This is a genomic window from Variovorax sp. PEI5, from assembly GCF_056679935.1.
The window spans coordinates 349,334-359,672 of record NZ_CM155257.1 but is presented as its reverse complement, the minus strand read 5'-3'; the positions used below and the strand labels follow the sequence as shown (position 1 = coordinate 359,672).

The window sequence follows — 10,339 nt, the reverse complement described above, 5'->3', positions numbered from 1 at the left end:
TAGGCTGACATTATTACTTATTCATCGCTCTAGCTATTTTATAAAATAGCTTGTAGAGAAAACCATCTTCTACATCAGGCTTTACTTCTTTTAATGGAAGTTGATAACCATTCTTCTGATAGTAGGCATTCATCTTTGTTTGTGCACTTATGGAAGTATCCCAAGAGTTCACACCTGCCGCGTTTTGCTCGTAGGTAGTACCCAAACCAAGATGGTTGTTGAAGGTTCCAGTGATGTTTCTGTCTTCAGTCATTGGGTTGCCCATCTTCATTATCAAGCTCTGCAAACACATCTTCTGCACTGCGAAACTTGCCTTGCTCTATCTCAACAGCACCAAGGGCAAGCACTTGCAGGAGTGCCATGGCGGCGAGGCTACTGCCCTGCTCAACACCAGTGGCACGACCAGAAAATTCCACCATAATTTGCACCACCCGTTGATCCGTTTGGCTGAAATCCGTTTGAAATCAACGGCCTAGCAATATCATATAACTTTGGTGCACCAGAAGCAGCCGCCGCCGAGCACGATGGTGTCGGTCGACGTCGCGTCGGATGCGGAGCTCGAAACACTGGAAGAGGATGGAGTGCTGGACATGATGGATCTCGGCATGATCGCTGAAAGACGAAGCATGCCATTGTCGTGTCTTGACGCTGTCCGGGTGCTTCACTAGCATTAATAACCCATCAGTCATTAACGCGCCACGCATGCCCCATCTCATCAGCGACTCGCTCTGCCCGACCCGTGCCAAGCACGAACGGCGCAAGGAAGCGAGACCCGGTGAGCTCGTCCAGGCGGCCCTGCAGCTGTTCGTCGAGAAGGGTTTCGCGGCCACGCGCTCCGAGGAGGTGGCCGCCCGCGCCGGCGTCTCCAAGGGCACCCTCTTCCTGTACTTTCCCAGCAAGACCGACCTCCTCAAGGCCGTCATCGCCCAGACCCTCGCCGGCCACTACCGCGTCTGGAACGCGGAGTTCGACCGCTTTGAGGGCAGCACGGCGGACATGCTGCGCCACTGCCTCGACGTCTGGTGGGAGCTCGTGGGCGCCACGCCGGTCTCCGGCATCGCCAAGCTGATGATGACCGAGGGCAACAACTTTCCCGACCTCGCGGCCTACTACCGGAGCGAGGTCGTGGAGCCCGGCCATGCGCTGATCCGGCGCATCCTGCGACGCGGCATCGACAGCGGCGAGTTCGGCGCGGTCGACGTCGACCACGCCAGCTATGCCGTCACCTCGACCATGCTGATGCTGACCATGATGCGGCACTCGTCGATCAGTTGCCTCGACCGCCAGGCCGGCATCGATCCGCGTCGCTACCTGTCGGTGCAGACCGAGATTCTCATCGGCGGCCTGCGGGCCGTGCGACCTAAAATCCCCGATTCCCTCCGAGCTCCCGCAGCCAGAAAACCAACGCCATGAACACCCCCGCCACGCCGGAGCGCCTGCGCTTCAACATGATCGAGCAGCAGATCCGCCCCTGGGACGTGCACGACTCGCAAGTCCTCGAACTGCTCAGCAGCATCCGGCGCGAGGACTACGTACCCGCCGCGCATCGCGCGCTCGCCTTCTTCGACATGGAGCTGCCGCTCGGCGACGGCTCGGTGCCCGGTCAGACCATGCTGGCGCCCAAGGTGGAAGCGCGTCTCCTCAACGACCTCAAGGTCCGCAAGCACGAGACCGTGCTCGAGATCGGCACCGGCTCGGGCTTCATGGCCGCGTTGCTGGCCCACCAGGCCGCGCGCGTGCTGACGCTGGAGATCGACCCGACGCTCGCCGAGCGCGCCACCGCGACGCTGCGCCGCAACGGCGTCGCCAATGTCGACGTGCGCCAGGCCGATGGTTCCAAGCCCCTGCCCAGCGGCCCCACCTTCGATGTCATCGTGCTGAGCGGCTCGGTCGCGCAAGTGCCGCAGAACCTGCTGGGCTCGCTCAACATCGGCGGCCGGCTCGCGGCCATCGTCGGCCAGGAGCCCATGATGCGGGCCCACTTCGTCACCCGTACCAGCGAGAGCCACTGGGACGTGACGCAGCCATGGGACACCGTCGCGCCGCGACTGCTGAATTTCCCGGAGCCCTCGCGCTTCAATTTCTGAGGCCGGCGGGCAGCGCGGTCGCGCCGCCATCCCGCCGCTCGCTTTCGCCATCGTTCCGCAGCCAATGCGCTGTGCCGGGCGGGCCTTCCGCGCCATCGGGCGTCCGGAGCCCGCCATCAGAGGTCGCTTCCATGATCGAGCAAGTCCGCCCCGCCGAATTCGAAACCTGGAGCGCCGGCGCGTCCCCGCACCGGCCCCTGCTGCTCGACGTGCGCGAGCCCTGGGAACTGCAGACGGCATCGGTCACCGCGCCCGAAGGCGTGGAGCTGGTCGCCATCCCCATGAACGAGATCCCGGCACGGCTGGGCGAGCTCGATCCGGCGCGACCGGTGGCCTGCCTGTGCCATCACGGCGCGCGCAGCCAGCGCGTGGCGGCCTTCCTGGCGCAGCAGGGCTTCGCCGAGGTCGCCAATGTCGCCGGCGGCATCGATGCCTGGTCGGCGACGCGCGACGCCGCCGTGCCACGGTACTGAGCGCCATGTCCGCCAAGGCCGTGGTTTCCGGCGGGCCCGTCGTGCCGGCGCGAGGAACGCTGCAGCGCCACGCGACGGTGGCTCTGGCCCCGCTGCTGCTGGCGGCGGTGCTGGCGACGCCGGCGCACGGCCAGGGCCTGGTGACGCTCTACGAGGCGGCCCGAGGCTACGACGCCACCTACCAGGGCGCACTGGCGCAATACGACGCCAGCATCGCCCGCGCCGCGCAGGCCAAGGCGGGCATCCTGCCGCAGGTCGGCGTGCAGGCGGGCGTCACGCGCACCGACCTGGAGATCGACGTCATCTCCGGCGCGCCGCGCGGCTCGGCCTCGCGCGCCTACACGGCGCAGAACATCGGCATCAGCGCCAGCCAGCCGCTCTACCGGCCGGCCGCCTGGGCCGCCTACGAACAGGGGCAGCGGCAGGCCGGGATCGCACGCACCGTGCTGACGACGGCCGAGCAGGACCTGATCCTGCGCGTGAGCCAGGCCTACTTCGACGTGCTCGCCGCGCAGGACACCCTGGGGCTGGTACGCGCGCAGAAGGCGGCGGTGGCCGAGCAGCTGGCCTCGGCCCAGCGCAACTTCGAGGTCGGCACCGCGACCATCACCGATTCGCGCGAGGCCCAGTCCCGCTACGACCTGGTGCTCGCCCAGGAGATCGCCGCCGGCAACGACCTGCAGGTCAAGCGCCTGGCGCTCGACACGCTGGTCGGCCAGCGCGGCAGCGCGCCGCTGCCGCTGGCGGCGCCGATCGTGCTGCCCACGCCCCTGCCGGCCGACATGGAGGCCTGGGTGACGCAGGCGCAGGATGCGCATCCGGCGATCGAGCAGGCCCGGCTGGGCGTCGACGTCGCCGCGCTCGAGGTGCAGAAGGCCGAGGCCGGCCACAAGCCGACCGTCGATGCCAGCCTGGGCTACAGCATCTCGCGCAACCCCGACGGCACCGCGCTCACCGCCATCGGCACGCGCGCCACCGGACCCAATGTCGGCGTGGTGCTGAACATGCCGCTGTTCGCCGGCTTCGCGACGCAGAACCGCATCCGCGAGACGCTGTCGCTGGAAGCGCAGTCGCGCGCCACGCTCGATGCCACGCGCCGCGGCGTGGCGCAGGCCACCCGCACGGCCTACCTGGGCCTGGTCTCGGGTGCCGGTCAGGTGCGGGCGCTGGAGGCGGCCGAGGCATCGAGCCTCAGCGCCCTGGAGGCCAACCAGCTCGGCTACCAGGTCGGCGTGCGCATCAACATCGACGTGCTGAACTCGCAGAGCCAGCTGTTCCAGACCCGGCGCGACCTGGCCCTGGCGCGCTACAACGTGCTGCTCGGCCACCTGCGCCTGCGGCAGGCCAATGGCACCCTGGCGGCGCCCGACCTGCTGCCGATCGACGCCACGCTGGCACGCGACGCGCGCGCGGCCGACGCCGGGCGAGCCACGAGCGCCTACGCAGCCCCGGCAACGTCAACGACGGCATCGGTGCCAGCACCTGTGCCGAACATGCCGATGGCTGCGCCGACGCCCTCGGTGCCGCCACCGACGCTGCGCTGATTCAGTCCAGCCAGGGTTCCGGGCGTTCGCCGGCGGGGGTGCCCGCCGGCGGCCGGGCCGCTGCGGTCGGTGCGGGTGCCGAAGACGGCATGGCCGGCGCGCCCGTCATGGTCGCCGGACTCGTCGCCGGTGCCGGCATCTCGAGACCCAGCTCGTCCGGGCCGCCGCCGGCCGACTCGCGGGCCGCCGCCGCCTCGACCACGGCCAGCACCGCGGTCGCCGTGCGCTGCGCGGCACCACGATTGGCGGCGGCGAAGCCCTGCGCCGCCTCGGCCATGGTCTCGCGGCGCGCTGGATCGTTGACCAGGGCCAGCGCCGCCTTGACCGCTTGCTCCATGGTCTCGACGCGCACCGAGGCCCCGGCAGCCAGTGACAGCTCGGCCGCCTCGGCGAAATTGAAGGTCGACGGTCCCAGGACCAACGGACAGCGGCAGGCCGCCGCCTCGATCAGGTTCTGCCCGCCCAAGGCCTCGAAGCTGCCACCGAGCAGGGCCGCATCGGCCAGGCCATAGTAGAGCGCCATCTCGCCGAGCGAGTCGCCCAGCCAGATCTCGGATGGCGCCGGCGCGCCGGCGACGCTGCGCCGCGCGACCGCGAAGCCGCTCTCCTCGATCAGCGCGGCCACCTCGTCGAAACGCTGCGGATGGCGCGGCACGATCATCCACTGCACGGCGGCGACCTGGCGCGCGATCGAGTCGATGCCGGTCTGCGCCGGGGGCGGCGCCGCATCGCCCGCACCGAAGCGCTTGAGCACGTCCAGCAGCAGGCGCTCCTCGCCCTCGCGCGAGCTCGCCAGCACCACCAGCGGCTTGGGCAGGGTGCCGCGCAGGGCGCGCGCCGTGGCGAGCTGGCGCGCATCGGGCGTGGCATCGAACTTGAGGTTGCCGTAGATGCCCTCGACCTTGGCGCCGAGCGACACCAGCCGGTGCGAATCGGCCTCGGTCTGGGCCCAGACCGCGGTCAGCGCCGAATACGCCGGACGCGACAGCCAGCGCAGGCGCTCGGCCGCGGCCAGCGACTTCTCGCTCAGCCGGGCATTGGCCAGCACCAGCGGGATGCCGCGCGTCCGGCAGGCATCGACCATCACCGGCCAGACCTCGGTCTCCATCAGCACGCCGATGCGCGGCGCGAAGCGGTCGAGGAAGCGGCCGACGGCACCCGGCTCGTCCCACGGCTGCCAGACCTGCAGATCGCCCGGCTGCAGCAGCTTGGCGCCCTCCTCGCGGCCGGTCGCCGTGCCATGCGTGAGCAGGATCGGGATGTCCGGATGCTGGCGCCGCAGTTCGGCGATCAGGATCGCCGCCGCGCGCGTCTCGCCGAGCGAGACCGCATGCACCCAGCAGCCGCCGGTGGCATCGGTGTCGGCCGGCAGCGACGCGTAGTGGCCGAAGCGTTCCTCGACCGCGACCGCATAGCCGGGCTCGGCCACGGCGCGGCGGCGCAGCTTGCGCCGGACCAGGGGTTGAGCGAGACGGGTAAAGGCGCCATAGAGGCGCAGCAGCATCGAGGGCACGCGGAAGGGATTTCGGTCGCTGGGGCTCGTGGAGGAAAAGGGATCAGTGCGCCGCTTCGGCGATGGTCGCGTCGGGCTTGACCGTCTTCAGGAAGGTCAGCATCTCGCTCTCGATGCGTTCGAGCGCCGCCTGCGTCTGGCCCTCGAAGCGCATCACCAGCACCGGGGTGGTGTTGGAGGCGCGGATCAGACCGAAGCCGTCGGGCCAGTCCACGCGCACGCCGTCGATGGTCGAGAGCTTGGCCGGCGCCGCGAAGTTCGCCGTCTTCACGAGCTGATCGACCAGCGTGTGGGGCTCGCCCTCGGCGCACTTGACGTTCAGTTCGGGGGTCGAGAAGCTGGTCGGCAGGCCATCGAGCACGGCGCTGGCATCGGGGCTCTGGCTGAGGATCTCCAGCAGGCGGCAACCGGCATAGGTGCCGTCGTCGAAGCCGAACCAGCGCTCCTTGAAGAAGATGTGGCCGCTCATCTCGCCACCCAGGGGCGAGTCGATCTCCTTCATCTTGGCCTTGATGAGCGAATGGCCGGTCTTGAAGATCATCGGCACGCCGCCGGCGGCCTCGATCGCCGGGCCCAGGCGCTGCGAGCACTTGACGTCGTAGACGATGGTGCCGCCCGGCACGCGCGAAAGCACGTCCTGCGCGAACAGCATCATCTGGCGGTCGGGATAGATGTTGTTGCCCTCGCGCGTGACGATGCCCAGGCGATCGCCATCGCCATCGAAGGCCAGGCCGAGTTCGGCATCGCCGGACTTCAGCGCCGCGATCAGGTCGACCAGGTTCTCCGGCTTGCTCGGATCGGGATGGTGGTTGGGGAAGTCGCCATCGACCTCGCTGAAGAGCTCGGTCACCTCGCAGCCGATGGCGCGCAGGATGGCCGGTGCCGAAGCGCCGGCGATGCCATTGCCCGAATCGACCACGATCTTCATCGGGCGCGACAGCTTGATGTCGCCGACGATGCGCTGCTTGTAGTCCTCCAGCACATCGACCTTGCGCACGCTGCCGCCCTCGGCGAGCTGGGCGCTGCCGGCTTCCATCACGCGGCGCAGCGACTGGATCTCATCGCCATAGATGGCACGTCCGGCCAGCACCATCTTGAAGCCGTTGTAGTCCTTCGGATTGTGGCTGCCGGTGACCTGGATGCCGCTGGTGGCGAGCGTGTGCGCGGCGAAATACAGCATGGGCGTGGTGACCGCGCCGACATCGATGACTTCGACGCCCGTGGCCACCAGGCCGCGGATCAGGGCCTCGGACAAGGCCGGTCCCGACAAGCGACCATCGCGGCCGACCGCCACGCTCTTCTCGCCCGCCGCGCGCGCGGCACTGCCGAAAGCCCGGCCGAGCGCTTCCGCGATCTCCGCGTCGAGCGTGGTGGGGACGACGCCCCGGATGTCGTAGGCCTTGAAGATCGATGCGCTGATTTGCATGGGTATGCCCCAAAAGTTCTCGGGAAAAACGAGGCGCCATTGTAGGCATGTGCTTCCGCCAGTCGGATGTCCGGAAACGGCCAGTACCGGCCGAAGGCGCCCGTAAGATGGGCCGAATGACAACAACTTCTCAGGTTCCCTCGCTCTCCGAGCTGCCCGCCGGCCTGGGCGGCGATGCCTGCTACCGGGCCATGCAGGCCCATGACGCGCGCTTCGACGGCTCCTTCTTCACGGCGGTCACCTCGACCGGCATCTACTGCCGCCCGGTCTGCCGGGTGCGCCTGCCATTGCGCGAGAACTGTCGCTTCTACCGCCACGCGGCGCAAGCCGAAGCCGCGGGTTTCCGGCCCTGCCTGCGCTGCCGGCCGGAACTGGCGCCACGCGCGGCGAGCTGGTCGACCGAGGACGCCTCGACCATCCTGGCCCTGCAGGCCGCGCGCCTGATCGACGAGCCCGATGCCTGGCACCTCGACGGTCCCGGCGCCGCCGATGTCGCCATGCGCCTGGGCGTGAGCGATCGCCATCTGCGACGCATCTTCGAGGCGCGCTTCGGCGTCTCGCCCTTGCAGTACCTGCAGACACGGCGCCTGCTCGCGGCCAAGCAGCTCATCGCCGACACCCGCCTGCCCATGGCGCAGGTGGCACGCGCCAGCGGCTTCGCCAGCGTGCGCCGTTTCAATGCCGCCTTCGCGGCGCACTACGGCCTCAATCCGAGCGGCATGCGACGCGCCGGTCGCCCGGCGGCGCGCCTCGGCGAAGGTGGCGGTGGCGGTGGCGGTGGCGGTGGCGGCGGTGGCGGTGGCGGTGGTGACGGCGATGCCGAGGCCGGCGCGATCGAGGTGCGACTCGGCCTGCGGCCACCCTACGACATGGACGCCATGCTCGAATTCCACGCCCGTCATGCGCTCAAGGGCATGGAGAGCGGCGGTGCGAACCTGGCGGAGCCCTTCGTCCGCACCCTGCGCATCGAGCATGCCGGCCGCACCCATGCCGGCTGGCTGCGGCTGCGCTTCGATCCCGAACGCGAGCAGGCACGGCTGACGGTCAGCGATTCGCTCGCGACGGTGCTGCCGGTGGTCATCAGTCGCGCGCGCGCATGGCTCGATCTGGATGCCGAACCCTTGGCGATCAATGCCGTGCTCAACGCGCCGTTCCCGCAGGGCGACGGCCTGCGCGTGCCCGGCACGCTCGACGGCTTCGAGATGGCCGTGCGCATCGTGCTCGGCCAGCAGATCTCGGTGGCGGCGGCCCGCACCATCGGCGGCCGCCTGGTGATGGCCTTCGGCGAGCCGCTGGCCACGCCCTTCGAAGGCGTCGACCGGTTGTTTCCCACGCCCCAGGCCCTGCTGGCGGCGAGCAGCGAGGGCCTGGGACTGCTGGGCATCGTGCGCCAGCGCCAGGGCGCGCTGCAGGCCCTGGCGCGCGAGACCCTGGCCGGCCGGCTGGCCCTGCATCCCGGCGCCGACGTGAGCGCCACACTCGCCGCCCTGCATGCGCTGCCGGGCATCGGCGACTGGACCGCGCAATGCATCGCCATGCGCGCCCTGCGCTGGCCCGATGCCTTTCCCTCGGGCGACGTGGCGCTGCAGAAGGCCATGGGCGTCTCCTCGGCGCGCGCGGCGGCCGAAGCCTCGCTCCCCTGGCGCCCCTGGCGCAGCTATGCGGTCCTGCGCGCCTGGCAGACCCTGGCGCCCGCCGTGGCCGCCAAGGCGCCGCTGGAACCGGTGCCCGATCGCGCGTCCGGGTCGGCGCCGCTCGCCGCCGCCACGACCCGCACGACCCGCACGACCCGCACGACCAGGAAGAAGGGACCGACGCCATGAGGTTCAGGACCGACACGATCCACGCCACCCACATCGACACCGCGCTGGGCGGCGTGCTGCTCGCGGCCACCGACCTCGGCCTCTGCGGCCTGTGGTTCGACGCCCAGCGCCACGCGCCCCGCACCATCGGCTGGCGCATGGATGTGGCGCATCCGGTGCTGCGCGCTGCCGCTTCGCAGCTGACCGACTATGTCGAGGGCCGACGGCGGGTCTTCGACCTGCCGCTGGACCTCTCGCACGGCACCGCGTTCCAGCAGGCGGTCTGGCAGGAACTGCGCGCGATCCCGCGCGGCGCGACCCTCAGCTATGGCGCGATCAGCCAGCGGCTGGGACGGCCGATGGCGACGCGCGCGGTCGGCGGCGCGGTCGGGCGCAATCCGATCAGCGTCGTCGTGCCGTGCCATCGCGTCGTCGGCGCGAGCGGCGCGCTGACGGGCTATGCCGGCGGCCTCGACCGCAAGCGCGCGCTGCTGGCGCTGGAGAGCGCCGGATGAGCCGATCCGAGTCCGCCACGACCCTGGCTCCCGCCGCCGACGGTCCCGACGCCGCCGCCACCGGTCCGGCCGCGCCATCGCGGCGCTGGATCGTCGACCTGGTGCTGCTCGGCGCGCTGTGGGGCGCATCGTTCCTGTTCATGCGCATCGCCGCGCCCGAGTTCGGCGCGCTGCCGGCCGCGACGATGCGCGTCGCCATCGCCACCCTGGTGCTGGTGCCGCTGATGCTGCTGCGCGACCAGGGGCCGGCGCTGCTGCGGCACTGGAAGCCGATGCTCGGCATCGGCATCCTCAACTCCGGCCTGCCCTTCGCGCTGTTCTGCTTTGCCCTGCTCACGCTCACCAGCGGCGCGGCCTCGGTGCTGAACGCGACGGTGCCGCTGTTCGGCGCGCTGGTGGCCTGGGCCTGGTTCGGCGAGCGCCCCTCCGGCGCGCGCATCGCGGGGCTGGTGATCGGTTTCATCGGCGTGGCGATGCTGGCGAGCCGCAGCGTCGGCTTCCACGCCGATGCCGCGGGCAGCCTGCGCGCACCGCTGCTGGCCATCGGCGCCAGCCTGGGCGCCTGCGTCTGCTATGCCATCTCGGCCAGCGCGGCGCGGCGCCATCTGGCCGGACTGCCATCCCTGGCGAGCGCGGCGGGCAGCCAGATCGGCGCCACGCTGTTCCTGGCCGTGCCCGCCCTCCTGACCTGGCCGACGCGACTGCCGAGCGCGCAGGCGTGGCTCGCCGTCGCCGTGCTGGGCATCGCCTCCACCGGCTTCGCCTACGTGCTGTTCTTCCGCCTGATCGAGACCGCCGGCCCCGCGCGGGCCCTGACGGTGACATTCCTGGTGCCGGTGTTCGCGGTGGCCTATGGCGCCGTGTTCCTGCACGAGCGTGTGACGTCGTGGATGCTGCTGTGCGCCGGCGTGATCATCTGCGGCGTGTCGCTGTCGACCGGGCTGGTCCGTCCGCGCCTCGCGCGGCGCGGTGGGTGAGT

At 70.1% G+C, this 10,339-nt stretch carries 11 protein-coding genes; 7 read left to right on the top strand and 4 right to left on the bottom strand.

Annotation, left to right across the window (positions count from 1 at the left end):
• Nucleotides 1-13: 13 nt before the first annotated feature.
• Together AC1MLT_RS01665 and AC1MLT_RS01660 are read right to left on the bottom strand one after the other, a co-directional pair.
• Nucleotides 14-271, bottom strand: a complete 258-nt coding sequence (locus AC1MLT_RS01665; protein ID WP_481033554.1) for a hypothetical protein — start codon at nt 269-271, stop codon at nt 14-16.
• A complete protein-coding gene (locus AC1MLT_RS01660) occupies nt 246-428 on the bottom strand; it encodes a hypothetical protein (RefSeq protein ID WP_481033553.1) in 183 nt (60 codons plus the stop codon). Before AC1MLT_RS01660 ends, AC1MLT_RS01665 begins: the two co-directional genes overlap by 26 nt.
• 274 nt (nt 429-702) lie before the next feature.
• On the opposite strand from AC1MLT_RS01660, the gene AC1MLT_RS01655 reads away from it, so the two are divergent.
• From AC1MLT_RS01655 to AC1MLT_RS01640, 4 genes are all read left to right on the top strand, one after another.
• Complete coding sequence (locus AC1MLT_RS01655; protein ID WP_481033552.1) at nt 703-1,413, top strand: TetR/AcrR family transcriptional regulator; 711 nt, start codon at nt 703-705, stop codon at nt 1,411-1,413.
• Nucleotides 1,410-2,087 carry a protein-L-isoaspartate O-methyltransferase family protein gene (locus tag AC1MLT_RS01650; protein ID WP_481033551.1) on the top strand — a complete coding sequence of 226 codons (678 nt, stop codon included), beginning with the start codon at nt 1,410-1,412 and terminating at the stop codon, nt 2,085-2,087. The genes AC1MLT_RS01655 and AC1MLT_RS01650 overlap by 4 nt, the downstream gene beginning before the upstream one ends.
• A 131-nt stretch (nt 2,088-2,218) precedes the next feature.
• Nucleotides 2,219-2,560, top strand: a complete 342-nt coding sequence (locus AC1MLT_RS01645; protein ID WP_481033550.1) for a rhodanese-like domain-containing protein — start codon at nt 2,219-2,221, stop codon at nt 2,558-2,560.
• Nucleotides 2,561-2,565: 5 nt separating this feature from the next.
• Entirely contained in the window at nt 2,566-4,104 is a 1,539-nt protein-coding gene (locus AC1MLT_RS01640; RefSeq protein ID WP_481033549.1) for a TolC family outer membrane protein, read from the top strand.
• A gap of 1 nt (nt 4,105) precedes the next feature.
• Here the strand turns inward: AC1MLT_RS01640 and AC1MLT_RS01635 are convergent, their stop codons facing one another.
• A complete protein-coding gene (locus AC1MLT_RS01635; protein WP_481033548.1) occupies nt 4,106-5,617 on the bottom strand; it encodes a 3-deoxy-D-manno-octulosonic acid transferase in 1,512 nt (503 codons plus the stop codon).
• Between the two features lie 43 nt (nt 5,618-5,660).
• Nucleotides 5,661-7,043 (bottom strand): phosphomannomutase/phosphoglucomutase, encoded by a 1,383-nt coding sequence (locus AC1MLT_RS01630; protein WP_481033547.1) that lies wholly within the window; start codon nt 7,041-7,043, stop codon nt 5,661-5,663.
• Between the two features lie 116 nt (nt 7,044-7,159).
• Here AC1MLT_RS01630 and AC1MLT_RS01625 point away from each other — a divergent pair, with 116 nt between their 5' ends.
• From AC1MLT_RS01625 to AC1MLT_RS01615, 3 genes are read left to right on the top strand one after another with little or no spacing between them, the layout of a single operon-like run.
• The gene (locus tag AC1MLT_RS01625; RefSeq protein ID WP_481033546.1) at nt 7,160-8,866 is read left to right on the top strand and encodes an Ada metal-binding domain-containing protein; all 1,707 of its coding nucleotides are present in this window, start codon (nt 7,160-7,162) and stop codon (nt 8,864-8,866) included.
• A complete protein-coding gene (locus tag AC1MLT_RS01620) occupies nt 8,863-9,360 on the top strand; it encodes a methylated-DNA--[protein]-cysteine S-methyltransferase (protein ID WP_481033545.1) in 498 nt (165 codons plus the stop codon). The genes AC1MLT_RS01625 and AC1MLT_RS01620 overlap by 4 nt, the downstream gene beginning before the upstream one ends.
• Nucleotides 9,357-10,337 carry a DMT family transporter gene (locus AC1MLT_RS01615; protein WP_481033544.1) on the top strand — a complete coding sequence of 327 codons (981 nt, stop codon included), beginning with the start codon at nt 9,357-9,359 and terminating at the stop codon, nt 10,335-10,337. Before AC1MLT_RS01620 ends, AC1MLT_RS01615 begins: the two co-directional genes overlap by 4 nt.
• The last annotated feature ends 2 nt before the right edge of the window (nt 10,338-10,339 follow it).

Bases quoted from the DNA above. Each gene is read 5' to 3' on its own strand.
- AC1MLT_RS01665 (WP_481033554.1), bottom strand. From the start codon at position 271: ATGAAGATGGGCAACCCAATGACTGAAGACAGAAACATCACTGGAACC.
- AC1MLT_RS01620 (WP_481033545.1), top strand. From the start codon at position 8,863: ATGAGGTTCAGGACCGACACGATCCACGCCACCCACATCGACACCGCG.
- AC1MLT_RS01625 (WP_481033546.1), top strand. From the start codon at position 7,160: ATGACAACAACTTCTCAGGTTCCCTCGCTCTCCGAGCTGCCCGCCGGC.
- AC1MLT_RS01645 (WP_481033550.1), top strand. From the start codon at position 2,219: ATGATCGAGCAAGTCCGCCCCGCCGAATTCGAAACCTGGAGCGCCGGC.
- AC1MLT_RS01615 (WP_481033544.1), top strand. From the start codon at position 9,357: ATGAGCCGATCCGAGTCCGCCACGACCCTGGCTCCCGCCGCCGACGGT.
- AC1MLT_RS01630 (WP_481033547.1), bottom strand. From the start codon at position 7,043: ATGCAAATCAGCGCATCGATCTTCAAGGCCTACGACATCCGGGGCGTC.
- AC1MLT_RS01655 (WP_481033552.1), top strand. From the start codon at position 703: ATGCCCCATCTCATCAGCGACTCGCTCTGCCCGACCCGTGCCAAGCAC.
- AC1MLT_RS01640 (WP_481033549.1), top strand. From the start codon at position 2,566: ATGTCCGCCAAGGCCGTGGTTTCCGGCGGGCCCGTCGTGCCGGCGCGA.
- AC1MLT_RS01650 (WP_481033551.1), top strand. From the start codon at position 1,410: ATGAACACCCCCGCCACGCCGGAGCGCCTGCGCTTCAACATGATCGAG.